The sequence below is a fragment of the Nocardioides sp. B-3 genome, assembly GCF_024703895.1.
In the GTDB taxonomy this organism is placed as follows: domain Bacteria; phylum Actinomycetota; class Actinomycetes; order Propionibacteriales; family Nocardioidaceae; genus Nocardioides.
In genome coordinates this window covers 1197702-1224590 of sequence record NZ_CP087968.1, presented here as the reverse complement: position 1 = coordinate 1224590, position 26889 = coordinate 1197702, and the positions used below count along the sequence as shown (strand labels likewise).

Here is a 26889-nt window from a genome sequence, read left to right as displayed (position 1 = left end):
CCCCGTCATGACCACACGAGAGAGAGAAAGAAATGCCTCCCAAGAAGAAGATTGCTGCACTCGTCAAGGTGCAGCTGCAGGCTGGCGCAGCAACTCCGGCTCCGCCGGTGGGTACCGCCCTCGGTCCCCACGGCGTGAACATCATGGACTTCTGCAAGGCCTACAACGCGCAGACCGAGTCGATGCGCGGCAACGTGATCCCCGTCGAGATCACGATCTACGAGGACCGGTCCTTCGACTTCATCACGAAGACGCCGCCGGCCGCTGAGCTCATCAAGAAGGCCGCCGGCCTGAAGAAGGGTTCGGGCGTCCCGCACAAGGAGAAGGTCGGCAAGCTGACCAAGGACCAGTGCGCGAGATCGCGACCACCAAGCTCCCCGACCTCAACGCCAACGACATCGATGCCGCGATGAAGATCGTCGAGGGCACCGCCCGCTCCATGGGCGTCACCACCGACTGACCTCTCGCGTCCGCGAGCAACACCCGTGGCAGAGCCGCGCTGGCTCATTCACGACCACATTCTTAGATAAGAGGGATTCACATGCAGCGCAGCAAGACCTACCGCGCAGCGGCCGAGCAGTTCGACAAGGACGAGCTCTACGCCCCGCTGACCGCCATCAAGCTGGCCAAGGCCGGTTCGAAGAAGAAGTTCGACGAGACCCCGGACGTCGTCATGCGTCTCGGCGTCGACCCCCGCAAGGCTGACCAGATGGTGCGCGGCACCGTCAACCTGCCCCACGGCACCGGCAAGACCGCCCGCGTCCTCGTGTTCGCTGTCGCCGAGAAGGCCGAGGCCGCCCGTGAGGCCGGCGCCGACTTCGTCGGTGGCGACGAGCTCATCGGAGAAGGTCAACGGTGGCTGGCTCGACTTCGACGCCGTCGTCGCGACCCCCGACATGATGGGCAAGGTCGGCCGCCTCGGTCGCGTCCTCGGCCCGCGCTCGCTGATGCCCAACCCGAAGACCGGCACGGTCACCGCCGACGTGGCGAAGGCCGTCGCCGACATCAAGGGCGGCAAGATCGAGTTCCGCGTCGACCGCCACTCCAACCTGCACTTCATCATCGGCAAGGCGTCCTTCTCCGAGGCCCAGCTCGCGGAGAACTACGCCGCCGCCCTCGAAGAGGTGCTGCGTCTGAAGCCGGCCAGCTCCAAGGGCCGCTACATCAAGAAGGTCACCGTCTCCACGACCATGGGCCCCGGCGTCCGGGTCGACCCCAACCGCACCAAGAACGTCGCGGTCGAGGACGAGGCCCGTGCCTGATCCACGCCTCATCCGTCAGCACCCCGGTCGCCCGGGCGGCCGGGGTGCTGCCATTTACTGGCTCTTCACAATCGAGGGTGTAGTTGGGGTCGGAAGCCGCCAGTCTCGAGTAGTGATCTGGCGATGTAGTTCGTCAGGTTGCGGAACCCGAGGGCGGAGCCGCGGCGGTGTTCGAGGCGGCCGTTGATCGCTTCGGTGGGGCCGTTGGATGTGCCGGGCCGGTCGAAGCAGGCGAGCACGTCGGCGGCGCGCTTGGTCAGGGTGCGGACGAGCGTGATGATCTCGCTGAACGGGCTGGGGACGCCTCGGCTGATCGACTCGATCAACTGCCTCATCAGCTCGCGGCCCCGGGTTCGGTCGGGCTCACGGTAGGCGGCGATCATCCGCTGGTAGATGCCTCAGGTGGCTTCGACCTCGACGTGGGCGTCGGCCGCGAACAGCTCCGTCAGCCGGTGCTGCTGGGTCTCGGTGAGCAGGTCGATCGCGACGACCTCGATATTGTCGCGCCGGGACTTGTCCCGTTCGGCGAGCCGGGCCTTGAACGCCTGTTTGGAGCGGCCGGCGACCATGTCCAGAAGCCGCGCCAGCCCGGTGCCGTCGCGGATCGGCGTCAGGTCGATGATCACGGTCACGTACTTGTCGCCACGCCGGGTGTGCCGCCAGACGTGCTCGTCCACGCCGATGACCTGCACGTCGTCGAAGCGGCGACCCGCGACGTGTCCCGGCGCCACACGTGACCGCACCCGGTGCACCGGTATCGGCGGAGGCTGACCTCCAAAACCGTGGGCCGCCACCCGAACGGCTCGTGCGCCAACCGCCGGACCACCGTGTCCCCCGGCCGCGCCCCGGCATCCGCAGCGACGACACCATCTGTCGGGCTCGACAACCCGGCACCGGGAAAATCGCCCGATCGGGCTCCAACCGCTGCGCGAGCACTTCGAGCCCGAGATCATCAAGACGAGCGAACGTGGTCAGGTCAGGGCGGGCGAAGGTAGCGTCAGACACCCTCAACTGCGACTGCGAAGAGCCCGAAAGTAGCCCCGGTGCGAGGGTCGGCCCGCGTGCTACGTTCGGGCGATGACCAGACCCGGTGAGATCCTCGGCAGCGTGGTCGCCGCCAGCGAGCGCGAGCAGCTCGAGACGTTCCCTGGATTATCTGCGCGACGCCGTCGTGCGCAAGGCCCGCGGGGTGTCGGAGGAGGACGCCCGGCGCAGCCCGGTGCCGACCGGCACCAACCTCGGCGGCCTGATCAAACACCTGCGGTGGGTGGAACTGGGCGGGTTCGCCGAGCAGATCGGGCAGATCCCCGCCGCGGAGCTGCCCACGCCGCCGTGGACTGACGCAGACCCGGAGGCCGACCTGCGGCTGGAGCCGAACGAGAAGCTCGACGACGTCATCGCCGCCTACCGGGCGGAGTGCGACCGCTCCCGCGAGATCGCCGCCCAGCACAGCCTCGACTACGCCGTCACCACACCGCGGGGCAGGGAGCTGACGTGGATGTACCTGCACGTGATCGTGGAGACCGCCCGGCACGCGGGCCACGCGGACATCCTGCGCGAGATGATCGACGGCAGCGTCGGCGACTGACGGCTCGCGGCGCGTCGTCGGTCCGTGTTCCGGGTCGTCGGAGGCGGCGTTACAACGGTATCGGCGGAGGCTGACCTCCAACACCGTGGGCCGCCACCCGAACGGCTCGTGCGCCAACCGCTGCCCGAGCACTTCGAGCCCGAGATCATGGTCACCCCCATCCTCGGGAGACCTCGACCCTTACCCGGCCACCGACGCGCCGACCGGACTACACCCTCAGCTGCGAAGAGCCCATTTTACTCGGTGTAGACGCGCTCGTCGACCAGCTTCTCGGAGACGAACTGACCCTCAGCGATGAAGCGCCCGCAGTCGAACTGCTTGCGGAACTCGACCTCTCCGCCCGTGCGACCGGAGCGGTTCTTCTCGATCGTCACTACCGACCAGTCCTTGAAGTGCTCGCCGTTGTTGGCGCCGTACATGAGGTGGTGGCGTGCGACCACGTCGACCTTGTTGACCGGGATCAGCACGACGTCGGCTTCGTAGGCCAGCGCGGTGGACCCACGCATGTTCCGGGCGCGCATCCGGGTGCCGGGCTCGAGGCCGGCACGGTCCGAGGCGGAGATGGCGACCACCGGGCACTCGAACTCGATGCTGAGGTCCTTGAGGCCCTCGGTGATGCGGGTGACCTTCTCGTCCTCGAGCAGGTGGTCAGCAGTGCTGATCTTCTGCAGGTAGTCCACGACGACGAGGGGCGCTGCGCCTTGCTCGACCAGCACTTCCTTGACGGCAGACGCAATCACGTCGAGCGTCGTCGCGGTCGACGTCGAGCGGTGGATGTACAGCCGGGCCGCGTACTGGCTGACGGCGGTCAGCGCCTCGATGCCGCCGGTGTGCATGCCGAGGCGTTCAGGCAGGCCGCCCGCCACGGTGTCGGCCGCCTCGAAGGCTGCGCGCACCTGCCGCACGGTGAGCGGTGAGCGCGTCGAGCGCTCGGCGGCCTCGGCGGCGATGGCCTTCTGCAGCAGCGTCTCGGCTTCGAGCTCGAAGGACACGAAGACGACGGGTCGGCCTGACCGGGCTGAGTGGCGTGCCATCTGCAGCACGAAGGTCGTCTTGCCCTCCCCCCGGGCGCCGGCGACCGGGTTGAGCGTCCCGGCACGCAGTCCGCCGCCGAGCTCCTCGTCGAGCAGCGGAAATCCGGTCGGCCACACGGGGGCGTCTGATGCGGGGTCGAGCAAGCGACGGTCGACGCGCTCGAGCACGTCGCTGGCTGCGATCAGCTTGGGGTCCACCGCCGGATTCCAGCACGTCGGGCGGGTCCCGCGCGGGCGAATGCCTCAATTGGCCGACTCGGCCCGTGGTCGACTGGTTTGGTTCTCGGACCGTGGGCGAGGATGGGACGACAAGCCCACATGTGAAGGAGCCACCATGGCCCGCCCCTCCCCGGCCCGCCGACTCGGCGCCGCCTCCCTGCTCACCACCCTCGTCCTCGCGTCGGCGTCGTGCGGAGGCGACGACGACAGCACGGCCACCGACGAGACCGCCAGCGAGACGTCCGGCGACGACAGCACCGAGGAGCCCGATGCGTCGGGCGACCTCGAGGAGCTCTCGGCCGAGGAGTTCTACCCGGCCGTGATGACCGCGCTGCAGGAGGCCGAGTCGATGGGTTTCAGCGTCACCACCACCGGCGGTGCGGCCGCCACCGACATGAGCGGCGTCATGGAGTACGAGGACGACGGCATCTCCATGGAGGCGTCCAGCACCGGCGCCCGGGCGATGGAGATGGTCATGCTCGACAAGGTCCTCTACATCTCCGGTGGCGGCCTGCCGCTGCCCGACGGCAAGAAGTGGTTCAAGGTCGACATGTCCGACCCCAACAGCCTCTTCGGCTCGCTCGGCAAGTCCACCGACCCCAACCTGATGTTCAAGGCCATGGAGACTCCCAAGGAGTTCGAGCTGCTCGGCACCGAAGAGGTCGACGGGGTCGAGACCAACCACTACAACGTCGTCATGGACACCGCGTCCTACTCCGACGCCCCGGACCTGCCGGCCGAGGTGGCCAAGTTCCTGCCCGAGGAGATCGCCATCGAGATGTGGGTCGACGCGGACAACCAGCCGCGCAAGTTCCACCGGGAGCTCGAGGTGCCCAGCATGACCGGCAGCGGCGAGCCGACCCTGAGCACGACCGAGGGCACCTACTACGACTTCGGCACCGAGGTCGACGTGGAGGCCCCGCCCGCTGCCGAGGTCGCCGACAACATCCCCGGCCTGAGCTGACCCGAGCTGACGAGCGGCCGCGTGTTCCTCAGTCGAGGAACACGCGGTCGTCGATCAGCTGCTCGCTGACCGCGCGTCCTTCCGACTCGAACCGGCCCCCGGGTCGAAGCGCTTCTTGTACTCCAGCTCGACCCCGTCGCGGCCGAACCGGTTCTTCTCGATGCCCGGGATCACCCACTCGCTGGAACCGCTCGGTGTTCCCGAGGTCGTACATCAGGTGGTGGCGGGCCACGATGTCGACCTTGTTGTTGAGCACCGGGACGACGTCCGCCTCGTAGGCCGGGGCCGAGGAGCCGCGCAGATGGTGCATCCGCATCCGGGTCCCTGACTGCAGGGCCTCCTTCTCGGCGGCGACGATCGCCAGCACCGGGGCGCCGATGTCGATGGCGAGGTCCTTGAGCCCCTCCACGATCGTGGTGCTCCGCCTCGTTCTCCTCCGCAGGCCCGTTGGGGACGAGGACCTTCTGCAGGTAGTCGACGACCACCATCGGCATCACGCCCGTCTCGTCCCGGACGGCCCGGATGTGCTTGCGGATGGTCGCCGTGTCCGTACGACTCCCGGTCGAGCGGTGCACGTAGAGGAGCTCGGCGTAGGTGCGGACGTTGGCGAGCGCCCGGACCGCGCCCGGGACGACCCGCAGCCGCTCATCGAGGGTGCCGCCCCGGTCGCCCTCGAACGCGTCGCGGATCTCGGTGAGGCGTGCGCGGCTGGAGGCATCGATCTCACCCGACTCCATGGCCAGCAGCTTCTGGAACAGGTCCTCGGCCTCGTGCTCGTAGGAGAAGTAGACGACCGGGCGTCCGGTCCGCACCACGTTGCGACAGATCTGCACCGCGAAGGTCGTCTTGCCGAGGCCGTGGGGGCCGGCGAGCAGCACCAGACCACCCGATCGCAGCCCGCCGCCGATCATGGGGTCCGAGTCACTGAAGCCGGTCGGCCACATCCGTTCTGCCGCATGACGACCCGAGCGCAGGCGCTCCTCAGCGCTGGCCAGTGTGGCGCCGATCGTCAACAGGTTGTCTTCCATGAACCCATGCAACCAATCCCCGCGGCTCCGGCGTGGCAGAACTGCCGATTTGGCACGATGTGCGCATCGCCGTACTGTTGCCACTCGAAACCAAAGACCGCCGGTTGTCGACGGGCATCAGCCCCGAGATCGAAGGTTCCGCTCAATGAGCGGACGACCAGCGCAGGTGAGAGCAAGATCCGCAGAAATGCGAATCCACGCCCTGAGCCTGTGCTCGGGGCGTTCGTCGTTGTATGGGCCCATCGCCGGTGTTCACATCCGGAAGGAGACCCATGGCGCGGCCAGAAAAGACTGCCGCCGTTGCGGAGATCGTTGAGTCGTTCAACGATGCCGCCGGCGCTGTGCTGACCGAGTACCGCGGTCTCACCGTGAAGCAGCTGCAGGACCTGCGGCGCTCCCTCGGCGAGAACGCCAGCTACGCCGTGGTCAAGAACACGCTTGCCAAGATTGCCGCCAACGAGGTGGGAATCGAAGGCTTCGACGACCTGCTCACCGGCCCCACGGCCATCGCCTTCATCAATGGAGACGTGGTCGAGGCAGCCAAGGGTCTGCGTGACTTTGCCAAGGCAAACCCCGCTCTTGTCATCAAGGGCGGTGTCTTGGACGGCAAGTCCCTCGACGCCACCGAGATCGCCAAGCTGGCCGATCTCGAGTCGCGTGAGGTGCTGTTGGGCAAGCTCGCGGGCGGCATGCTCGCGTCGCTGTCCCAGAGCCGTCTACCTCCTCAACGCCCCGCTCGCCCGGGTCGCCCGGCTCGCCGGCGCCCCGGAGGCGAAGGCGACCGAGGACCCCTCGATCCTCGCAGGTGGTGCTTCCCCGGGAATCCAGCACTGGGCCGGCCGCTGTTGAGGAGACGAAGGCCGCTGAGGAAGCCGCCCCCGCAGAGGAGGTCGAGGCACCCGCTGCCGAGGCCGACGCTGTCGAGGCTGCCGACGAGGCGACCGAGTCCACCGAAGCCTGACCGGGCCGACGTACACCACCTGAAACCACCGATCCGCGCGCAGGCGTGGGTCTCAGATCGGAAGGAACCGCCACCATGGCGAAGCTGACCACCGTCGAGCTGCTCGACGCGTTCAAGGAAATGACCCTCATCGAGCTCTCCGAGTTCGTGAAGCAGTTCGAGGAGACCTTCGGCGTCACCGCTGCCGCTCCCGTCGCCGTTGCCGCCGCCGCTGGCGCCCCGGCCGCCGGTGGCGAGGCTGCTGCCGAGCAGGACGAGTTCGACGTCGTCCTCGAGGCCGCTGGCGACAAGAAGATCAACGTCATCAAGGAGGTGCGCGCCCTCACGAGCCTCGGCCTGAAGGAGGCGAAGGACCTCGTTGAGTCCGCCCCCAAGGCGATCCTCGAGAAGGTCGACAAGGCTGCGGCCGACAAGGCGAAGGAGGCCCTCGAGGCCGCCGGCGCCACCGTCACCGTCAAGTGACTCCACGGATGCCGGCCTGATCGGCATCCAACCGCGGTCCTCGACCGCACCCGTCCTCAGGGCGGTCACCTCCGGGTGGCCGCCCTGAGGCGTTCTCGGGGGGCGGAGACGGTGGGTCGTGAGGCTGTACCGCCAGCAGTGAAGCCAGTACAGTGATGCGCACCTGATGCGCATCACGAAACGAGTTGCTTCATGCGCAACAAACGGACGGCCGACATCCTCGTCACGCTGCTGGAGAACAGCCGCTACGAGGTCCTGCCCACGGCCTCGACCGAGGACAAGGTGCTCGAGCACCTGCCGCGTGAGCGCACGGTCACGGTGACGGCGTCGCCCAGCAAGGGCCTCGAGGCAACCTTCGACCCGGCGGAGCGGCTGACCGGGCACGGCTACGTCGCCGTACCCCATCTGGCGGCCCGGATGGTCAGCGGCAGGTCCGAGCTGACCGAGATCGTCGACCGTCTGGTTGGCAAGGGCATCACCCGCATCTTCGTGCCGGGAGGCGACGCCGAGCCGGCGGGCGACTACTGCGATGCGCTCTCCCTGCTGGAGGACCTCTCCGACATGGGGCGCCCGTTCTCCCACGTCGGGATCACGGGCTACCCCTGAGTCGCATCCCTCGATCCACGACGACCTGACCGTCCAGTCGATGTGGGACAAGAGGCACCACGCCACGCACATCGTCAGCAACCTCACCTTCGACCCGGCAGGCGTCCGCGAGTGGCTGCACCGGCTGCGCAGCCGGGGGTCACGATGCCGCTGCTGCTTGGCATCCCGGGCCCGGTCGAGCGCACCAAGCTGCTGGGCATGGCCACCAAGATCGGCGTGGGGGAGTCGACCAAGTTCCCGGCCAAGAACAAGGGCCTGTTCGCGCGGCTCGCGGCCCCCGGCGGCTTCACCGGCGAGACCTTCCCTGGAGAAGTGCGCACCCGCGCTCGGCGAGCCCGGGGCCCCCGGTCGAGGGACTGCACGTCTTCACGTTCAACCGAGTCGTGGAGACCGAGGCCCGGCGGACCGAGATGCTGGCCGGGATCCGGGGCTAGCCCGAACCCACCGGGTCGGCGAGCGCGCGCTCTGAGGCCCCGGGTCGCCGGTCTCGACCACGGTCAGCGGCAGGCCGATGCTGGCCGCCGCCTGCTCGGCCAGCCCGCGCAGCTCGTCGTCCGGCTCCTGGGCCAGCCACACCATGCGCGTGTAGGCCCCGAAGTAGGTGTCGCGCAGCTCCGGGTAGCGATCCAGTCCGAGCTCGCGGAGCACGGTGCGGGCGAAGGATCGGGCGAGGAAGTCGGTGAGGAGGTAGGTCCCCGGCTGCTCGTCGAAGAATCGTTCCAGCCGGGAGGCGCCGGCATAGACGTCGTAGCAGTGCAGTCCCGGTAGTCGCGCGAGGCCGAGCTCACGACACACCTCGTCGAGGGCGCCGTAGGTGCCGCAGTCGGCATAGCCGATCACCACGCGCGAGTAGGACGTCGAGAGCTCCTGCGCCGGGGCTCGCACCTCGCCCGCGATCTGCTCCGGGTGGTTGTGCAGCAGTGGGGGCAGGGGGTGTACGTCGACCGGCCAGCCACGCCCGGCCACCACCGCGGCAGATGGCTGGGCGATGGCGCCGCACGCGATCAGGGCGATCCGGGTGCCGCGGTCGGCGACCTGCTCAGGACCTGAAGCCGAGCTGGTCGACGAACTTGTCGTTGAAGTCGGGACGGTCGGAGAGCTCGACATAGGTCACCTCCTCGAGCAGGGCACGGGCGCCGGCACGCTCCCGCACCGACAGGAGCGCCATCTTCGCGCCCTCGCCCGCGACGTTGCCGGCGGCGACGATCCGCAGGACCGGGAGCTTCGGCACCGGGCCGATGCGGACGGCCGACGCGGGCGAGAGGTAGCTGCCGAAGGAGCCCGCGAGCAGGACCTGCTGGACGTCGCGGTGCTCGAGGCCGAGCTGCTCGAGGAGCAGCGTCCAGCCGGTCGAGATCGCCGCCTTGGCGAACTGGAGCTCGCGGACGTCGCGCTGGGAGAGGTAGACGCAGTCCGCCGGCTCGGTCTCGGGAGTCGGACGGTGCAGCAGGAAGACGCGCTCCTCGCCGATCTTCGCGAGCCGGTCGGCGAGGGCGGGGGCGATCTCCTTCGCCGACTCGTCCGACACCATGCGCCCGGTGTCGTCGAGCAGGCCGACCCGCACCAGCTCGGCCACCGCGTCGACCAGCCCGGAGCCGCACAGGCCGCGCGGCTCGACGTCCCCGATCACGCCGAGGGTGACGGACGGCTCGTCGCCGAGCGCGTGGGGATCGACCTTGATCACCTCGATGGCGCCGTCCGCGGCGCGCATCCCGCAGCGGATCGCTCCTCCCTCGAACGCCGGCCCCGCCGGTGCGGCCGTGGACAGGATGGTGTCCCCGTCGCTGAGCACGATCTCGCAGTTGGTGCCGACATCGATGAAGAGCCGGGTGCGCTTGTCCCGGTCCATGCCGCTCGCCAGCATGCCGGCCACGATGTCGCCGCCGACGTAGGCGCCGAGGGCAGGGAAGAAGAAGGCGCGCGCTCGCGGGTGCAGGGTGAGGCCGAGCTCCGCAGCGAGCACCGACGGGGGCTGCGCGCTCGACATCACGAACGGGGCGACACCGAGCGGCTCCGGGTCGATGCCCGGGGCCAGCGCGGTCATCGTCGCGTTGCCGGCGATCGCGACCTCGTAGACCTGCGCGGGATCGACGCCCGCCTCGCGGCAGACCTGACCGGCCAGCTCGGCCGGGTGGCACCGGCCGCCTCCCCGGAGCCGACCCGGGGTGTCCTTGTCCATCATCGTCGCGCTGATCCGGGTGATCACGTCGCCGCCGAAGGGCTGTTGCTTGTTGAGCATCGACGTGACGGCGAGCGGGGTGCCGGTGCCGACGTCGAGCAGGGTGCCGACCACCGTGGTCGTGCCGAGATCGAAGGCGATGGCGTAGCGGTGGGCGCTGGTGTCGCCGGGCTCGACATCGATGAGGTCCTCGTCGACGATCACCGCGGTCACCTTGAAGTCGGCTCCGGCGCAGCACCGTCGACAGCCGGCGCAGCACGTGCAGGTCGGCGGTCAGCTCGAGGTCGTCGATGGCGTCGGTCAACCGGACCGGGTCGGTGCGCTGGTCGGAGAGGGTCGCCTCCTCGAGCTCGACGTAGCGCTTCTGCAGCGCGGGTCGCAGGATCACCCGGCGCCCGATGCCGACGGTCGCCGCCTTCGGCCGTGTCGTCAGTGGCGGCACGTCGACCGTCAGGTCGCGGGTGGCCCGCACCGGGCAGCCGAGCCGCCAGCCGGCGTCGAGCTGCTCGCGGCTGAAGGTGCGCACGTCGTGGCGGCTGATCGGCACGTCGCCGCCCTCGACCCGGACCTTGCACTTGTGACAGGTGCCGTGGCCGCCGCAGGTCGAGTCGATCGCGATGCCGTTCCACGACGCGGCGTCGAAGACCGTGACACCGGGTGGGACGCGGACTCCTCGCTGGGTCGGCGGCACCTCGGCACCGCCCTCCGCGAGGCTGTGGACCGTGAAGGCGAGGTCCACACGACCGGTGCCGTCGTGGGCCACCGGGCCTGCGCCGGGAGCGCTCGATGAGTCCCTCGCGGGCGACGTCCGCGAGGGAGAAGTCGGGCCCGTCCTTCACTGTGCGGCTGCTGCTTCCTTCGCCCGGCGTGCCCGGTGCGCCGCGATCCGAGAGCCGCCCCACTCGTCGTGGCCCGGGAGCAGGTCGGCGGCCTTGACCGCCTCGACGATCTCCGGGGTGCGGGTGTCCATGATCGCGCTGGTGAGGCCCGCCGTCATCGCCATCGGCAGGAACGCCGAGCCCAGCGCGTGCCGGGCCGGCATCCCGAACGACACGTTGGAGGCGCCGCACGTCATGTTGACGCCGAACTCCTCGCGGATCCGGCGCATCGTTTCCGGGGCCGTGTTGACGACCTCCCCGGTCGGCGCCGATCGGCATGGCCAGCGGGTCGATGACGATGTCGGCCGCCGCGATGCCGTACTCCTTCGTCGCGACCTCGATGATCTTGCGGGTCAGCACGATCCGCTTCTCGACCTCCATAGGGATCTCGTCCGCGTCGTTGGGCAGGGCGATGATCGCGGCGTCGTACTTCTTGACGAGGGGCAGGATCTGCTCCATCCGCTCGTCCTCGGCGGTGATCGAGTTGACCAGCGCCCGGCCCCGGTAGACCGACAGCCCTGCCTCGAGCGCCTCGACCACGGAGGAGTCGATGCAGATCGGCTTGTCGCTGAGCTCCCGGACGAGCTTGATCGCACGGGGCCGAGAGGTCGGCCTCGTCGGTGAGGGGCACGCCCATGTTGATGTCGAGCACGTCCGCCCCGCCCTCGACCCGGGCCTTCACGTCGCGCTCGATCGCGGACAGGTCGCCCGCCCGCAGCTGTTCCCTGGAAGATCCGGCGCCCGGTCGGGTTGATCCGCTCGCCGATCAGGCAGAAGCGCCGGTCGTGCCCGATGACGACCTGCTGCGTCGCCGACCGCAGCACGGTCTCGAGGCGGGGAGCGCTCATGCCGGCACCTTCGCGCGCTTGTCCTGCAGCAGCGCCTTGGCCCGGCGCACGGTCTGCGAGGCATCGGCGGCATAGCCGTCGGCGCCGACGGCATCGGCGTACTCCTGCGTGACGGGGGCACCGCCGACCATGACGATGACGTCGTCACGGATCCCGGCCTTCTCGAGGGCGTTCATGTTGGCCTTGAACATCGGCATCGTCGTGGTCAGGAACGCGGAGAAGCCGACGATGTCGGGCTGGTGCTCCTCGATCGCCGCGACGAACTTCTCCGGCGCCACCTGCACGCCCGGGTCGATGACCTCGAAGCCGGCCCCCTCGAGCATGATGTTGACGAGGTTCTTGCCGATGTCGTGGACGTCGCCCTTGACGGTGCCCATCAGGAACTTGCCGATGGTCTGTACGCCCGTCTCCGCGAGCAACGGACGCAGGCGCTCCATGGCGCCGGCCATGGCGCGACCCGCGATCAGCATCTCGGGCACGAAGAAGTCGCCGCGCTCGAAGCGCGCGCCGACCTCCTCGAGCGAGGGGATCAGGGCGTCGAAGAGCAGCGTCTGCGGTTCCATGTCGAGGCTGAGCCCCTCATTGGTCAGCTCGAGGACCGCGGGGCGTTGCCGACCAGCGTCTCGTCGTACAGGCCTTGCAGGATCTCCTCGGGAGTCATGCGACCACCTCCCTCCTTGTTCGTCGACCCGCGCAGCAGGGCGGTGAGCTGCGCGGCATGGTCCAGCAGGCTGCGGCCGAGCTCGTCGAGCCGCTCCTCCGGGCGTGGGGTCGGCCCGGAGATCCCGAGCGCGGCGATCGCGTCGCCGTGGATCCCGAAGACGGGCACGGCGACGCCGGTGAGCCCGATCTCGAGCTCGTCGAGGGTCAGCGCCCAGCCGCGTTCCCGGGCGCGTACGCCGTCGCGGCGCAACAGCGCAGGTGTCGTGATGGTCGACCCGGTCGGTGCGTCGTAGGGGCCGCGCGGGACCGGCAGCGCGTTCCGTGCGAAGAAGACCTTGCCGAGCGCCGAGCAGTGGGCGGGGACGTCGATCCCGGTCCAGTCGCGGGTGCCCGGGAGGAAGCGCGAGTCGATCTGCGCGACCTGCACGACCCGCTCGCCCCGGGTGACGCTCAGGTGCACGGTCTCGCCCGTGTCGTCACCGATCTCCTCCATGGTGGGCCGGGCCAGTCGGACCAGCTCCTCCCACGGGTCGTGGCGGGCGGCGTACAGCCAGAACAACCGGCCGGCGACGTAGGAACCGGCGGCGTCCCGCTCGAGCAGCCCCGAGCGCTCGAGCGCGGTCAGCATGCGCGAGGTCGTGGACTTGGCGAGGCCGCTCGCGTCCTGCAGGTCGGCGAAGGTCATCGGCTCGTCGGCGCGGACCACCGTCGCGACCGGGTCGGCGGCGCGGTCGACCGCGCGGGTGCCGTTGGCCCGGGCGGTGGACTGGTCTGTCACGACGACTCCTCGGGGGGCTTCCCTAGCGTTCCATGATGTGGAACGTTGGTCCCACATCATGAGGCTAGGAGTCGTCGGGGTCAGTGGTCAAGCACCCCGCCAGATCAGGAGGAACCGTGTTCCTGCAATGCGATGCCGCGCTACGAGGTGCTGTCCGAGGACGCGATGGCGACCCCGGATCGTGGTTGGCGAAAGCTGATGACCGAGATCGGCGTCGAGTTCATGGACGACCGGGCGCTCGAGCTGTTCCGCAAGGCCGGGCAGCGGGTGGAGGACAACACGGTCTTCCTCGACCCCGACTTCGTGCTCGAGCAGGTGGCCAAGGCGCCCCGCGAGTTCGACGTACAGGCCCGCAACCCCGAGAACACCATCCACATCGGCGGTGACTCGATGGCCTTCGGTGCGGTCTACGGTCCGCCCTTCGTCCGGCAGGGCGAGGTGCGCCGTGACGCGACGATGGACGACTTCCGCAACTTCACCAAGCTGGCCCAGAGCTTCAGCGTGCTGGACTCCGCGGGTGGGGTGATCTGCGAGCCCAACGACACCCCGCTCGACAGCCGCCACCTCGACATGACCTACGCGCTCCAGACCCTGACCGACAAGATCTACATGGGCAACGTGGTGTCGGGGGTCAACGCCGCCGACACCATCCGCATGGGCGAGATCCTCTTCGGCTCCCGCGAGGCGATCGAGGAGACGCCGGTCTCGATCTCGCTGATCAACTGCAACTCGCCGCTGCGCTGGGACGACCGGATGCTGGAGGCGCAGTTCGAGTACTCCGCCGCCGGCCAGCCCGTCGTCCTGACGCCGTTCATCCTGATGGGTGCGATGTCGCCGGTGACCATCCCGGCGGCGCTGGTGCAGCAGATCGTCGAGGCGCTCTCCGGGATCGCGCTCTCTCAGCTGATCCGCCCCGGGTGCCCGGTGATCTTCGGGTCGTTCCTGTCCAACATCGACATGCAGTCGGGCTCGCCCACCTTCGGCACACCGGAGTCCGGGATCGGGCTGCTGTGCACCGGCCAGATCGCCCGTCACTTCGGGCTGCCGTTCCGCACCGGAGGCGGCCTGACGTCGTCGCAGGTGGCGGACGCCCGTGCGGGCTACGAGGCGCTGATGACGATGATGCCGACCTTCCTCGCCGGCGCCAACTGGGTGATGCACTCGGCCGGCTGGCTCGAGGGCGGCCTCGTCGCGGGCTACGAGAAGTTCATCGTCGACATCGAGCTGCTGCAGATGATGCAGGCCGAGTTCACCCCGCTCGAGATCGACGAGGCCTCGATGGCGTTCGGCGCCCACGAGGAGGTCGGCCACGGCGGCCACTTTCCGGGCGCCGCGCACACCATGGAGCGGTTCCGCACCTGCTTCTACCGGCCCCTGCTGTCGTCGTCGGACAACTACGAGCGCTGGATGCGCAACGGCGGCAAGGACGCCAACGACCGGGCCGCCGAGATCTATGCGAAGAAGCTCGTGGAGTACGAGCAGCCGCCGCTCGACGACGCCGTCCGTCTGGAGCTCGAGGAGTACGTCGTCCGTCGGCGGGCCGAGCTCGGCGACTGAGGCGTTGTGCCGGTCACCGGCTCCAGTCGATGGCGTCGTGTGCCGCCAGCAGGCGCTCGCCGCGGTCGGGATCGTGCTGGGCGACCCGGGCGATCCGGCCGCGGAGGTGTTCGGCGAAGGCCGGGTGGTCGTCGCGGTTCTGGGTGCTCGGGCCGTCGCGGTGGCAGTTGTGGAGGATGGCTCGCAGGGTGTCGACCTCGCGGCGAGCCACGCGCGGGCGTTCGTTGACGACCGGGCCACCCTGGGGTCTGGCGTCCCGCACGTGGCATGACGCCGGTCTTGCGCGGGTTGAGCCGGAAGCCTTCCTCTCGAACGATCTCCTCGACGGCGTCGATGAGTCGTGAGGTCCCGGCCCCCAGCCGCGGCCACCGGAGAGGGCCAAGTCATCGGCGTAGCGCGTGTAGCGGCCACCCCACGATCGGGCCAGCGCCGTGAGGCGTACGTCGAGGCGGAACGCGCTGAGGTTGGCCGGGGCCGGGGAAGTGGGCGCACCCCGGGGCAGGTGCGGTGCGGCCGGGCGGCGACCGAGTCGCCAGTGGGCGTCGAGGAGTGCGTCGTCGGCGGGCCTCGGCACGGTGCGCCACTGCGACCGGGGCAGCACGCTCGTCATGAGTCCGGCCGGGCAGTGGGCGACCGGCTCCAGGTAGCCCGCGGTGCGCCAGATCCCGTAGACGCGAGCCACCGTGACGCTGGCGAAGAACGCCTCCAGGTCGAGTCGGATCACCACCGGGCTGCCCGCATGCGGGAGCGCGTAGGACCGGACCGAGCCGCCCGGTCGGAAGCCCCGTGCGGCGTGGTGCGGAGGGACTCGGGAGACGACCTCGGCAAGGAGCCGACGCTGGATGCCCTTGAGCTCGAGCTTGGGTGCCTCCGGGACCCGGATCGCCCCGCTCGGGGGCGACGCGGTGGCTCATCCGGTAGTGCTGGAGTCGCACCTCACTCGTTCCCCGAGCCCGAGTGCCGCGGGTCGGCGAACCACTGCAGCTCCGAACTGCCGAGATCCGGGGAAGGCCGCGAGGTCCGCGAGGTCGTCCAGCTGCGGCAGGCCCCAGCGATTGGTGAGCATGCGGGTGCCGGCAACGGGATGCACGACCGGTCGGTCGCCGACAGCCTTCCCGGCGGCGGGCAAGGAAGCGATGAGGGTGGCCAGCTCCCGCGGACGGTCCATGGGTGGGCGGGGGTACAGCTCGAGCGTCTGCCGAGCGAGCGGAGCCAGCCATCGACGTCGACGGCCCACGACCGGGGCGCCACTGTCCACCAGCCCCGGTTGGGTCCATGGCCCCGCCAGAAGCCGGAGGCCGGGGCACGAGCGAGGTCGGGCCTCACGGCTGCCCGGCTGGACGAGCGTGCGGCAGCGCTGCTCGACCTGTCCCGTCGTGCGCGCGAACACCTGCAGCGAAGCGCAGCGCGTCCCGCGCGGTGCGATGCCTGAACGTGCCGATGGCCCCCGGGGTAGCCCCGGGGAGGTGAACTGACGACACGCGCCAGTGCACCGTCTCGAGATTGCGCTGCCGCACGCGCGCCACCCTAGCCGCCGACACCACGGCTCAGGAGAGACCGAGGATCGTCCCGTCGTCGGTCAGGTCGATGCGCGAGGCCGACGGGTCGGCCGGCAGCCCGGGCATCGTCATCATGTCCCCGCACACCATGACGACGAAGCCCGCTCCGGCCGACAGGCGCACCTCGCGCACGTGCAGCTCGTGGCCCGACGGTGCCCCGAGCAGGGTGGGGTCCGTCGAGAACGAGTACTGCGTCTTGGCCACGCACACCGGCAGGTTGCCGTAGCCGTCTCGCTCGATCCTCAGCAGCCGTCTCCGCGCCTTCGCGTCCCGGGTGACCAGCCCGGCGCCGTACAACCTCGTGGCGATCGCCTCGACCTTCGCGGTCAGGGAGAGGTCGTCGTCGTAGGTGAACGAGAAGGTGTACGGCGACGGCTCGTCCATCGTCGCCAGCACGCCCTTCGCCAGCTCCTCGGGCACCGGCGCCACCATCGCTGAAGTGGGTCGCCGGGAAGGCCCGGACACCTTCGGCTGCCACCGGGTCGACCACCGGGTCGACTTCTGCATCGGTGTCGGAGGGGAAGCGGTTGATCGCCACGACGCACGGGATGCCGAAGACGTCGCGCACGTTGTCGAGGTGCCGGCGCAGGTTCGCCATACCGGCGCCGACTGCTCCGAGGTCCTCGTTCTCGAGCTCGGCGAGCGCGACGCCGCCGTGGTACTTCAGGGCACGCACCGTGACCACCACCACCGCGACGTCGGGCCGGAGCCCGGACTTGCGGCACTTGATGTCGACGAACTTCTCCGCGCCCGGGTCGGCCCCGAACCCGGCCTCGGTGACGACGTAGTCAGCCAGCCGCAGGCCGGCACGGGTGGCCGACACCGAGCTGCAACCGTGCGCGATGTTGGCGAACGGACCGCCGTGGACCAACGCCGGCGCGCCCCTCGAGGGTCTGCACCGGGTTGGGGGCGATGGCGTCGCGCAGCAGGGCGGCCATCGCGCCGTCCGCGCCGAGCTCGCGCGCCGTCACCGGCTTCATCGCTCGCGTGTAGCCGAGCACGATGTCGCCGATGCGTCGCTTGAGGTCTCCCCACGACTCGGTGAGGCAGAAGATCGCCATCAGCTCCGAGGCCACCACGATGTCGAAGCCGTCCTCGCGCGGGAAGCCGTTCACGTGGCCGCCCATGCCCACGACCACCTCGCGCAGTGCGCGGTCGTTGGTGTCGAGCACCCGCTTCCGGGTCACGCTGCGCACGTCGATGTCGAGCTCGTTGCCGTGGTGCACGTGGTTGTCGATCAGCGCGGAGAGCAGGTTGTTGGCGGCGGCGATCGCCGCGAAGTCGCCGGTGAAGTGCAGGTTGATCTCGGTCATCGGCACGACCTTGGCTGTAGCCGCCGCCCGCCGCACCACCCTTCATGCCGAACACCGGTCCCATCGACGGCTCGCGCAGGCAGGCGACCGTGCGGTGGCCCAGCCCGTGCAGGGCGTCCGTGAGCCCGACCGTGGTGGTCGTCTTGCCCTCGCCGGGCGGGGTGGGGGACATGGCCGTGACCATGATCAGCCGGCCGAGAGGTCGGTCGGCGAGGGACGCGAGATAGGTCAGGTCGACCTTCGCCTTGTGATGGCCGTAGGGCACGAGGTGCTCCTCGCCGATCCCGAGGGTCTCGGCGGCAATGTCCCTGATCGGGCGCAGGACGGCGCCGTTGGCGATCTCGATGTCCGACAACATGTCGGGTCCTCCCTCGGTGGTGCTCCTGTGGTGACGTCAGCGGAAGACGACGGTCCGTTCGCCGTTGAGCAGGACCCGCGACTGCGCGTGCCATCGCACGGCCCGGGACAGCACCTGCGCCTCCACGTCGCGCCCGGCCGCGACGAGCTGGTCCCGGTCGTAGGTGTGGTCCACCCGGACGACGTCCTGCTCGATGATCGGGCCCTCGTCGAGGTCGGCCGTGACGTAGTGCGCGGTCGCACCCACGAGCTTGACCCCGCGGTCGAAGGCCCGGTGGTAGGGCCGGGCCCCCTTGAAGCTGGGCAGGAACGAGTGGTGGATGTTGATGATCCGCCCCGACATGTGTCGGCACAGGTCGTCCGAGAGCACCTGCATGTAGCGCGCCAGCACGACGAGATGGGTCCCCGTCGCGTCGACCAGCTCCATCAGCTGCTTCTCGGCATCGGCCTTCGTCTCCTCGGTGACGGGGATGTGGTGGAAGTCCAAGCCGTAGGAACGCACCAGTGCGCCCGCGTCGGGGTGGTTCGAGACCACCGCGGGGATGTCGATCTGGAGCGCTCCGGTGCTCGCGCGGAAGAGCAGGTCGTTGAGGCAGTGCAGGTGCTTGGAGACCATGATCAGGGTGCGGTACGGCGCCGCGGCCCCCCACAGCTCGAAGTCGATGTCGAAATGGTCGGCGACGGCGGCGAAGCGGGCACGGAGCGAGTCCGCGGTCGCCGAGCCGTCGACCGTGAAGTCGATGCGCATGAAGAAGCGGTCGGTCAGCTGGTCGCCGAACTGCTGGCTCTCCACGATGTTGCCGCCGTGCGCCACCGGGGAAGCCGGAGACGGCGTGCACGATGCCCGGGCGATCCGGGCAGGAGAGGACCAGCACGAAGTCGCCGCCCGCCGGGCCGGCCGTGACCGATGTGCTGGATGCCTGCACCATGGTGCTCTCCTCGAGGATTCAAGTCGACCATTCCGTTGCGCTCGACGAAACGCAGTCTGCGATACGCAACACGCTGTGCGCTAGTGTCGCGCCATGAGCAAAGCGCCCGAGGCCATCGGCGCGGCGCCGGCGACGAGCACCGCGATCACCGGCCGTGGTGTCCAGTCGGTCGACCGGGCGCTGGGCATCCTCGAGGTGCTCGCCCGGATCGGCGAAGCCGGGGTCACCGAGATCGCGGCCGAGCTCGGCGTGCACAAGAGCACGGCCTTCCGCCCGGTCGCGACGCTGGAGGCGCATCGCCTCGTCGAGCAGACGGTCGACCGCGGCCGCTACCGCCTCGGGGTCGGCATCCTGCGCCTCGCGGGCGCCACCACGGCGCGACTCGACCTCGTGCAGGAGGCGCGTCCCATCTGCCGCAAGCTGGCCTCCGACACGGGAGAGACCGTCAATGTCGCGGTGCTCTCCGAGAGCTCGGCGCTCTACCTCGACCGGGTGGCGGGCTCGTCGGCCCTGCAGCCCCACAACTGGGTCGGCCAGCACATCCCGTTGCACGCGACGAGCAATGGCAAGGTGCTGCTGAGCGGTCTGGACGACGCCCGGCTCGACCGGGTGCTCGGCAAGCTCGCGACGTACACGCCGCGCACCATCACCAAGCGCGGGCCACTGCGCGCCGAGCTCGAGCGGGTCCGCGAGCAGGGCTATGCGGTCGCCGTCGACGAGCTGGAGGTCGGGCTCACCGCGGTCGCGGCGCCGATCCGCAACGTGCACGGCGACGTGGTGGCGTCGATGAGCGTCTCCGGGCCGTCCTTCCGGCTCACGCCGGAACGCTTCGACGAGGTGGTCACCCTCGTGACGGAGGCCGCGATCGAGGTCTCGCACCGGCTCGGCTGGGGTCACCGCTAGCCTCGGCCAATCATCGGGCTGGTCCGAGGACCCTTGACGCGCGGGGGTTGCCGCACCATCCTCGAAGGGTCTCACTGGTTGCGCTCGGAGCATCCGGTTGCGACATGCGCAACAAACTCATTTGCCGAGGGCGGGTCAGCAGTGCCAGATCTCTATGTCGACGGATCGTGGACGAGCGCGCGTGCCGGGAGGCGCCGCGAGATCCGCTGCCCCGCCGACGGCTCGCTGGTCGCGTCGGTCGACGAGGCAGACGCGGAGGACACCGAAGCGGCCATCGAGGCCGCACATGGCGCCTTCCACGACGGCGCATGGCCGGCGACCTCGAGCCGGGAGCGGGGCGACCTGCTGCTGCGCCTCGCCGACCTGCTCGAGCGGGACACCGACCCCGGTCGCGCGCATGGAGTCGCTCGACACGGGCAAGCGCTTCGTCGAGAGCCAGTACGACCCGGCCGACGTGGTCGCCGTCTTCCGCCACTACGGCCGGGTCGCTGCCGAGGAGTCCGGCCGGGTCGTCGACACCGGCAACGCCGACGTGGTCAGCCGGGTGGTCCACGAGCCCATCGGCGTGTGCGGGCTCATCACCCCGTGGAACTACCCGCTGCTCCGGGTGTCCCGGAAGGTCGCCCCGTGCCTCGCGGCAGGCAACACCTTCGTGCTGAAGCCCAGCGAGCACACGCCGCACTCCGCGATCCACCTGATGCGGCTCCTCGAGGAGGTCGGGCTGCCGCCGGGCGTGGGCAACCCGGTCCTCGGCGCTGGCGCCACCGCGGGAGCCCCGCTGTCGGTCGACCCGCGTGTCGACATGGTGTCCTTCACCGGGGGCCTCGAGACGGGCCGTCGGATCATGGCCTCGGCCGCGGCGACCGTGAAGAAGGTCGCCCTCGAGCTCGGCGGCAAGAACCCCAACGTGGTGTTCGCCGACGCCGACCTCGAGGTGGCGCTCGACTACGCGCTGACCGCGGTCTTCCTGCACTCCGGGCAGGTGTGCTCGGCGGGCGCTCGGCTGCTGGTGGAGGAGACCGTCCACGACGAGTTCGTCGACGCCCTCGTAGCCCGCGCGGAGCAGATCCGGCTGGGGGGACCCTTCGCCGACAAGGCGCAGACGGGGCCGCTCACGAGTGCCGCGCACCGCGACAAGGTCGAGGCGTACGTCGCTCGCGGCCTTGCGGAAGGAGCAGTTCTCCGCTGCGGTGGCGCCCGCCCCGACGATCCGGCCCCGGCCGACGGGTTCTACTACCTGCCGACGATCCTCGACCGCTGCACGAGCGCGATGTCGGTGACCCGGGACGAGTCGTTCGGTCCGGTGCTGACGGTCGAGACGTTCCGTGACGAGGACGAGGCGGTGCGGATCGCCAACGACAGCATCTACGGTCTGGCCGGAGCGGTCTGGACGCAGGACGCCGGCAAGGGGCAGCGGATGGCGCAGCGGCTGCGGATGGGCACGGTCTGGATCAACGACTACCACCCCTACGTGCCTGCAGGCCGAGTGGGGCGGCTACAAGCAGTCCGGCACCGGCCGCGAGCTGGGAGCCGCCGGTCTCGATGAATATCGCTGAGACCAAGCACGTCTGGCACAACATCCGTCCGGTCGTGCAGAACTGGTTCGAGGAGTAGTCGACGTGGCCGCGGACCGCCACGACATCGTCATCGTGGGTGGTGGTTCGGCTGGCTGCGCCCTCGCCAACCGGCTCTCGGCCGACCCCGGCACCACCGTCCCGGTCCTCGAGGCCGGACGCTCCGACTACCGCATCGATCCCTTCATCCACATGCCGGCGGCGTTGCCGATCCCGATCGGCAACCGGCTCTACGACTGGAAGTACGAGACCGATCCCGAGCCCCACCTGAACGGCCGCAGGGTCTCCCACGCCCGCGGCAAGATCCTCGGCGGCTCGTCCAGCATCAACGGGATGATCTTCCAGCGCGGCAATCCGCTGGACTACGAGCGCTGGAGCCTCGATCCCGGGATGAAGGAGTGGGACTACCGCCACTGTCTGCCCTACTTCAAGAGGATGGAGACCTGCCCGGCCGGAGCCGACGACTGGCGTGGCGACGACGGTCCGTTGGTCCTGGGAGCGCGGGCCGGCCGACAACCCTCTTTTCGGCGCGTTCTTCGAAGCCGTGCAGCAGGCTGGACATCCCCTCACAGACGACGTCAACGGCTACCGCCGGGGAAGGGTTTGCGCGCTTCGACCGCAACGTCCATCGCGGCCGGAGGCTGTCCGCAGCCCGTGCCTACCTGCACCCGGTCCGGCACCGAAAGAACCTCACGGTGGAGACCATGGCGATGGCCACCCGGGTTCGCTTCCGGGGCACCCGGGCAGTGGGCGTCGACTACCTGCGCGGGGGTCGTCTCCGCCGTACGGTCGCGGCGGGCGAGATCGTCCTCTGTGGCGGAGCGATCAACACACCACAGCTGCTGCAGCTCTCCGGTGTGGGGGACCGGGCCCTGCTCGCGCAGCACGGCATCGACGTCGTCCACCACTCGCCGGGCGTCGGCGAGAACCTCCGGGACCACCTCGAGGTCTACATCCAGTACGCCTCCAAGCAACCCGTCTCCATCGCGCCGGGGCTGCGCTGGCGGATGCGGCCCAAGATCGCCGTCGACTGGTTGTTCTTCCGGCGCAGGCTCGGCGCCACCAACCACTTCGAGGGCGGCGGGTTCGCGCGCAGCAACGAGGACGTCGACTACCCCAACCTGATGTTCCACTTCCTGCCGATCGCCATCCGCTACGACGGCACGGCGCCGACCAAGGGGCACGGATACGAGTGCACATCGGACCTATGTACGCCGACACCCGCGGGCACGTGCGCATCCGCTCGACCGATCCGAGGCAACACCCCTCGATGCTGTTCAACTACCTCTCGACCCCGACCGATCGCCGGGGAGTGGGTCGAGGCCGTGCGGGTGGCTCGCGACATTCTCAACCAGCCGGCCTTCGAGCCCTACAACGACGGCGAGCTGTCTCCCGGTCCGAGCGTCGAGACCGACCGGGAGATCCTGGACTGGGTCGCCCGAGACGCGGAGACCGCCCTGCACCCGTCGTGCACCGCCAAGATGGGGCTCGACGAGATGTCGGTCGTGGACCCGGCCAGCATGTCGGTGCACGGCCTCGAGGGCCTTCGGGTCGTGGATGCCTCGGTCTTTCCGTACGTCACCAACGGCAACATCTATGCACCCGTGATGATGGTGGCCGAGAAGGCCGCCGACCTGATCGCGGGCAACACCCCACTGCCGCCCGCGGAGGTGCCCTACTACCGCTACCGCGACGGCACCCCGCTGTATCCGCCCGGCGACAGCCGCAACCATGAGGAGCACCCATGAGCGTCGCGATGGAGAAGGACACCGAGGACCCGGCCTCGAGCGGTGAGAGCGCGCTCTCGGTGCGCAACCTGTGGAAGATCTTCGGCCCCGGTGCCGGCAAGATCATCGGCACGCCCGACGCCGAGCTCTCGCGCGCCGACCTCAAGACCAAGACCAACTGCGTGGTCGGGGTCAAGGACGTCTCCTTCGACGTCGCCCCGGGCGAGGTGTTCGTCGTCATGGGCCTGTCCGGCTCGGGCAAGTCCACCCCGGTGCGCTGCCTGACCCGGCTGATCGAGCCGACGTCCGGCACCGTCACGCTCAACGGTAGCGACATCACCTCGGCCTCCGCGGGCGAGCTGCGCGACGTACGCCGCAAGCAGGTCTCGATGGTCTTCCAGCACTTCGGGCTGCTGCCCCACCGGCAGGTGATCGACAACGTCGCCTACGGCCTCGAGGTGCGAGGGGTGGCCGGGGAAGGAGCGCCGCGAGAAGGCGGCCGAGATCGTCGACCTCGTCGGCCTGACTGGCTATGAGAAGTCCTATCCCGACCAGCTCTCCGGTGGCATGCAGCAGCGCGTCGGACTGGCCCGGGCGCTGGCCGGCGACCCGGAGATGCTGCTCTTCGACGAGCCCTTCTCAGCGCTCGACCCGCTGATCCGGCGCGACATGCAGAACGAGGTCATCCGGCTGCACCGCGAGCTCGGCAAGACGATGGTCTTCATCACCCACGACCTGTCCGAGGCGCTCAAGCTGGGCGACCGGATCATGATCCTGCGTGATGGGGAGATCGTGCAGATCGGCACGCCCGACGAGGTCGTGGCCCAACCGGCTGACGAGTACGTCAAGGACTTCGTCTCCGAGGTGCCCAAGGCCCACGTGCTCACCCTGAAGTGGGTGATGCGCGACCCGCGGCCGGGGGAGTCGATGGACGGACCGGCCCTGCCGGTCTCGACGATCGTGCGTCAGGCGGCCCGCGCCGCCATCGCCTCCGACGCGCCGATCCGCGTGATGGACGGCGACAGCATGGTCGGGGTAGTCGACGAGGAGGACATCATGCGGGTCGTCGTCGCGGAGGAAGAAGTGAAGTGACCACCACGGTCTCGCCCTCTGCCTCGTCGACGCCGAAGTCCGTCGAGCCCGGAGCTCGGCCCCCGGTCGAGGAGCGCACGAGCGTCAGCCGCTGGATCCCGGCGGCCCTGATCCTCGCGGCCCGGATCGCCGTCTGGTTCTTCACCGGGGGCAACGACACCCTCGCGCTGCCGGGCACGTCTCGAACCGACCTGCACGACAGGCTCACGGAGTTCCAGAACGAGCTGCTGGCCGGTCGGTCGACCAACCCCGTCATGCAGTTCACCAACGCGATCGCCGATGCCCTGCGCAGTGCGGTCGAGTGGCTCCAGCGGATGGTCGTCGTGCCCAACTTCCCGCGCCCGGTGCCCGAGGTCGGCTGGCTGGGCGTCGTCGCCATCGCGACCTACGTCGGCCCGGTCGTCGCGAGCTGGCGCATCGCCCTGCTCGTGGCGGCGTCGTTCCTCTCCTTCGGCGTCCTCGGCTTCTGGCAGGACTCCCTCGACCTGCTCATCATCACCGGCATCTCCGTCCTGCTCGCCGTGCTCGTCGGGATCCCGCTGAGTGTCCTGATCGGCACCAACAAGCGGGCCAACCGAGTCGTCACGCCCGTCCTCGACTTCATGCAGACGATGCCGACGTTCGTCTACCTGCTCCCGATCGTGCTGTTCTTCGGCATCGGCCCGAGCGCGGCCGTGGTCTCCACCCTGATCTATGCCCTGCCGCCCCTCATCCGCATCGCCGGCTTCGGCATCCGCGAGGTCTCTGCGACGACCGTCGAGGCCACCGACTCGGCCGGACAGACCTACTGGCAGCGACTGCTCAAGGTCCAGATCCCCATGGCTCGCAAGACGATCATCGTCGGCCTCAACCAGACCACGCTGGCCGCGTTGTCGATGGCCACCCCGGCGGCCTTCGTGAACGGGCCGGGGCTCGGCAAGCCCGTGCTCGCGGGGCTGCGCATCAACGACGTCGGGACGGCGTTCGTGCCGGGCGCGCTGATCGTGGTCATGGCGGTGATGCTCGACCGGACCACGACGGCCGCGAGCGAGCGAGCCGAGAAGGTCGCCCGCGGCGGTGGCGGGAACAAGCAGGTGCGGCGCGGACTGCTCATCGGCGGTGGCCTCGCGACCCCGGTGGCCATCTACGCCTCACGCACCTACGTGAGCCCGGCGGAGTTCCCGACCTACAGCATCGGCGACCGGGTCGCGAGCGGGGTCAGTGACGGCGTCGACTGGTTCACCGACACCTTCGGCGGCGCCACCGAGTGGGTCAAGGACCTCATCACCAACCAGTTCCTCAACCGCACGCAGGCGCTGTTGGCCGACTCGCCCCGGTGGCTGGCGTTCGTCGCGATCGCAGCGCTCGCCTTCGTCTTCGGCGGCGTACGCGCGATGCTGAGCACCGTCGTGTGCCTGACCGGCATCTGGTACTTCGACCTGTGGCACGACGCGATGATCACCCTGAACATGACGCTGGTGGCCACGGTCCCGGTGATGATCCCGGCACTGGTCTTCGGTGTCTGGATGGCCCGCGACCGCAGGGTCGACGTCGGCATCCGACCACTGCTCGACGCCGGCCAGACCATCCCGCCGTTCGTCTACCTGATCCCGGTCCTCGCCCTGTTCGGGCCGACCCGCTTCACGGCGATCACTGCCGGCATCGTCTACGCCGCTCCGGCCGCCATCAAGCTGGTGGCCGACGGCGTGAAGGCCGTCTCTCCCACGACGATCGAGGCTGGCCGCTCGACCGGCCAGACGACCCGGCAGGAGATCACCAAGGTCCAGCTGCCGATGGCCAAGGGCTCACTGGTCCCGGCGACCAACCGGGGCCTGCTCTACGTCCCGGCGATGACCGTGATCGGCGGGCTGGTCGGAGCCGGGGCGCTCGGCTACGACGTCGTGTACGGCTTCGCCCGGAGCGAGGCATGGGGCAAGGGCCCGGCGGCCGGCATCACCATCGTCCTGCTCGGCGTGATGCTCGACCGGATCACCCGCGCGGCCGCCGACGTGCGCCGCGACGACGGACCCGGCTCGCGACGGGCCTTCAACGTCCGGCTGCCCATCGGCCCGCCCAAGTAGGCACCACCCAGATTCTCGAACAACCACCAGATGAGGAGCACGACATGAGGATTGCGAACAGCCGGGGGGCTCGACTGGCACTGGCCGCCGCCGCCACCTTGGCACTGTCTGCCTGTGGCGGTGGAGGTTCCATCGACGACGCGACCGAGGCCAACGAGTCGGCTGCCGCCGAGGGCGGAGGTGAGTGCGGCGAGCTGAACATGGCGGTCAACCCGTGGGTCGGCTACGAGGCCAGCGCCTACGTCGTCGGCACCGTGGCCCGGGACCAGCTGGGCTGCACCGTCAGCTACAAGGAGCTCAAGGAGGACGTCGCCCGGCAGGGCTTCGGCACCGGTGAGGTCGACGTCG

General features: G+C 69.6%; 21 protein-coding genes and 9 pseudogenes. 17 read left to right on the top strand and 13 right to left on the bottom strand.

Features of this window, described 5'->3' with window-relative positions; genetic code table 11:
• The first annotated feature begins 32 nt into the window (after positions 1-32).
• Both rplK and rplA read left to right on the top strand, forming a co-directional pair.
• Positions 33-460 (top strand): annotated as a pseudogene (rplK, locus tag LP418_RS08100) (50S ribosomal protein L11).
• 81 nt (positions 461-541) lie between these two features.
• Positions 542-1262: pseudogene (gene rplA / locus LP418_RS08095) on the top strand (50S ribosomal protein L1).
• Positions 1263-1327: 65 nt separating this feature from the next.
• Here rplA and LP418_RS08090 read toward each other — a convergent pair.
• Positions 1328-2237, bottom strand: a pseudogene (locus LP418_RS08090) (transposase).
• A 196-nt stretch (positions 2238-2433) separates the two neighbouring features.
• Here LP418_RS08090 and LP418_RS08085 point away from each other — a divergent pair.
• Positions 2434-2850, top strand: a complete 417-nt coding sequence (locus LP418_RS08085; RefSeq protein ID WP_257955928.1) for a DinB family protein — start codon at positions 2434-2436, stop codon at positions 2848-2850.
• Positions 2851-3086: 236 nt separating this feature from the next.
• Here LP418_RS08085 and LP418_RS08080 read toward each other — a convergent pair whose 3' ends face one another.
• Positions 3087-4082, bottom strand: a complete 996-nt coding sequence (locus LP418_RS08080; RefSeq protein WP_257955927.1) for a DnaB helicase C-terminal domain-containing protein — start codon at positions 4080-4082, stop codon at positions 3087-3089.
• Between the two features lie 136 nt (positions 4083-4218).
• Between LP418_RS08080 and LP418_RS08075 the strand changes: the two genes are divergently transcribed.
• Entirely contained in the window at positions 4219-5067 is an 849-nt protein-coding gene (locus tag LP418_RS08075; protein ID WP_257955926.1) for a hypothetical protein, read from the top strand.
• A 170-nt stretch (positions 5068-5237) separates the two neighbouring features.
• Here the strand turns inward: LP418_RS08075 and LP418_RS08070 are convergent, their stop codons facing one another.
• Complete coding sequence (locus LP418_RS08070; RefSeq protein WP_257955925.1) at positions 5238-6095, bottom strand: DnaB helicase C-terminal domain-containing protein; 858 nt, start codon at positions 6093-6095, stop codon at positions 5238-5240.
• Positions 6096-6367: 272 nt separating this feature from the next.
• Between LP418_RS08070 and rplJ the strand changes: the two are divergent.
• The 3 genes and pseudogenes from rplJ to LP418_RS08055 form a co-directional block, all read left to right on the top strand.
• A pseudogene (gene rplJ / locus LP418_RS08065) lies at positions 6368-6923 on the top strand (50S ribosomal protein L10); the annotation flags it as partial.
• 208 nt (positions 6924-7131) lie between these two features.
• Positions 7132-7518, top strand: coding sequence for a 50S ribosomal protein L7/L12 (gene rplL, locus LP418_RS08060; protein ID WP_257955924.1), 387 nt, complete (start codon positions 7132-7134; stop codon positions 7516-7518).
• Positions 7519-7710: 192 nt separating this feature from the next.
• The gene (locus LP418_RS08055) at positions 7711-8124 is read left to right on the top strand and encodes a hypothetical protein (RefSeq protein WP_257955923.1); all 414 of its coding nucleotides are present in this window, start codon (positions 7711-7713) and stop codon (positions 8122-8124) included.
• Between the two features lie 372 nt (positions 8125-8496).
• On the opposite strand, the gene LP418_RS08050 is transcribed toward LP418_RS08055, so the two are convergent.
• The 4 genes and pseudogenes from LP418_RS08050 to LP418_RS32835 form a co-directional block, all read right to left on the bottom strand.
• Complete coding sequence (locus tag LP418_RS08050) at positions 8497-9231, bottom strand: DUF1638 domain-containing protein (protein WP_257955922.1); 735 nt, start codon at positions 9229-9231, stop codon at positions 8497-8499.
• Positions 9164-10516, bottom strand: a complete 1353-nt coding sequence (locus LP418_RS08045) for an ASKHA domain-containing protein (RefSeq protein WP_257955921.1) — start codon at positions 10514-10516, stop codon at positions 9164-9166. The genes LP418_RS08050 and LP418_RS08045 overlap by 68 nt, the downstream gene beginning before the upstream one ends.
• A 67-nt stretch (positions 10517-10583) precedes the next feature.
• Positions 10584-10994: pseudogene (locus tag LP418_RS32840) on the bottom strand (2Fe-2S iron-sulfur cluster-binding protein); the annotation flags it as partial.
• A gap of 520 nt (positions 10995-11514) precedes the next feature.
• Positions 11515-11721, bottom strand: a pseudogene (locus LP418_RS32835) (hypothetical protein); the annotation flags it as partial.
• 10 nt (positions 11722-11731) lie between these two features.
• On the opposite strand from LP418_RS32835, the gene LP418_RS08035 reads away from it, so the two are divergent.
• Positions 11732-11935, top strand: coding sequence for a hypothetical protein (locus LP418_RS08035; RefSeq protein WP_257955919.1), 204 nt, complete (start codon positions 11732-11734; stop codon positions 11933-11935).
• Between the two features lie 90 nt (positions 11936-12025).
• On the opposite strand, the gene LP418_RS08030 is transcribed toward LP418_RS08035, so the two are convergent.
• Together LP418_RS08030 and LP418_RS08025 are read right to left on the bottom strand one after the other, a co-directional pair.
• A complete protein-coding gene (locus LP418_RS08030) occupies positions 12026-12592 on the bottom strand; it encodes a corrinoid protein (protein WP_257955918.1) in 567 nt (188 codons plus the stop codon).
• Positions 12593-12615: 23 nt separating this feature from the next.
• Entirely contained in the window at positions 12616-13470 is an 855-nt protein-coding gene (locus LP418_RS08025; RefSeq protein ID WP_257955917.1) for an IclR family transcriptional regulator, read from the bottom strand.
• A 45-nt stretch (positions 13471-13515) separates the two neighbouring features.
• Between LP418_RS08025 and LP418_RS08020 the strand changes: the two genes are divergently transcribed.
• The gene (locus LP418_RS08020; RefSeq protein ID WP_257955916.1) at positions 13516-15027 is read left to right on the top strand and encodes a trimethylamine methyltransferase family protein; all 1512 of its coding nucleotides are present in this window, start codon (positions 13516-13518) and stop codon (positions 15025-15027) included.
• Positions 15028-15040: 13 nt separating this feature from the next.
• Here LP418_RS08020 and LP418_RS08015 read toward each other — a convergent pair whose 3' ends face one another.
• The 4 genes and pseudogenes from LP418_RS08015 to purU all read right to left on the bottom strand — a co-directional run bounded on the left by LP418_RS08015 (position 15041) and on the right by purU (position 19070).
• Positions 15041-15910 (bottom strand): reverse transcriptase family protein, encoded by an 870-nt coding sequence (locus tag LP418_RS08015; RefSeq protein WP_336276033.1) that lies wholly within the window; start codon positions 15908-15910, stop codon positions 15041-15043.
• A 27-nt stretch (positions 15911-15937) separates the two neighbouring features.
• Positions 15938-16417 carry a hypothetical protein gene (locus LP418_RS08010; RefSeq protein ID WP_257955914.1) on the bottom strand — a complete coding sequence of 160 codons (480 nt, stop codon included), beginning with the start codon at positions 16415-16417 and terminating at the stop codon, positions 15938-15940.
• Between the two features lie 157 nt (positions 16418-16574).
• Positions 16575-18257, bottom strand: a pseudogene (locus LP418_RS08005) (formate--tetrahydrofolate ligase).
• Positions 18258-18293: 36 nt separating this feature from the next.
• Entirely contained in the window at positions 18294-19070 is a 777-nt protein-coding gene (gene purU, locus LP418_RS08000; protein WP_336275930.1) for a formyltetrahydrofolate deformylase, read from the bottom strand.
• Between the two features lie 208 nt (positions 19071-19278).
• Here purU and LP418_RS07995 point away from each other — a divergent pair, with 208 nt between their 5' ends.
• The 8 genes and pseudogenes from LP418_RS07995 (at position 19279) to LP418_RS07965 (ending at position 26541) form a co-directional block, all read left to right on the top strand.
• Positions 19279-20088: an IclR family transcriptional regulator gene (locus LP418_RS07995; RefSeq protein WP_257955913.1), complete on the top strand. Its 810-nt coding sequence runs from the start codon at positions 19279-19281 to the stop codon at positions 20086-20088.
• 141 nt (positions 20089-20229) lie between these two features.
• Positions 20230-20412 (top strand): annotated as a pseudogene (locus LP418_RS07990) (aldehyde dehydrogenase family protein); the annotation flags it as partial.
• 73 nt (positions 20413-20485) lie between these two features.
• Positions 20486-21634, top strand: a complete 1149-nt coding sequence (locus LP418_RS07985) for an aldehyde dehydrogenase family protein (RefSeq protein ID WP_257955912.1) — start codon at positions 20486-20488, stop codon at positions 21632-21634.
• A gap of 73 nt (positions 21635-21707) precedes the next feature.
• A pseudogene (locus tag LP418_RS07980) lies at positions 21708-22094 on the top strand (GMC family oxidoreductase N-terminal domain-containing protein); the annotation flags it as partial.
• Positions 22061-23410 carry a GMC family oxidoreductase N-terminal domain-containing protein gene (locus LP418_RS07975; RefSeq protein WP_257955911.1) on the top strand — a complete coding sequence of 450 codons (1350 nt, stop codon included), beginning with the start codon at positions 22061-22063 and terminating at the stop codon, positions 23408-23410. The pseudogene LP418_RS07980 and the gene LP418_RS07975, both read left to right, overlap by 34 nt.
• A complete protein-coding gene (locus tag LP418_RS29805) occupies positions 23407-23925 on the top strand; it encodes an ATP-binding cassette domain-containing protein (RefSeq protein WP_272496322.1) in 519 nt (172 codons plus the stop codon). Before LP418_RS07975 ends, LP418_RS29805 begins: the two co-directional genes overlap by 4 nt.
• The gene (locus tag LP418_RS29800; protein WP_336276032.1) at positions 23894-24481 is read left to right on the top strand and encodes an ATP-binding cassette domain-containing protein; all 588 of its coding nucleotides are present in this window, start codon (positions 23894-23896) and stop codon (positions 24479-24481) included. The genes LP418_RS29805 and LP418_RS29800 overlap by 32 nt, the downstream gene beginning before the upstream one ends.
• A complete protein-coding gene (locus tag LP418_RS07965) occupies positions 24478-26541 on the top strand; it encodes an ABC transporter permease (protein ID WP_257955910.1) in 2064 nt (687 codons plus the stop codon). Before LP418_RS29800 ends, LP418_RS07965 begins: the two co-directional genes overlap by 4 nt.
• The last annotated feature ends 348 nt before the right edge of the window (positions 26542-26889 follow it).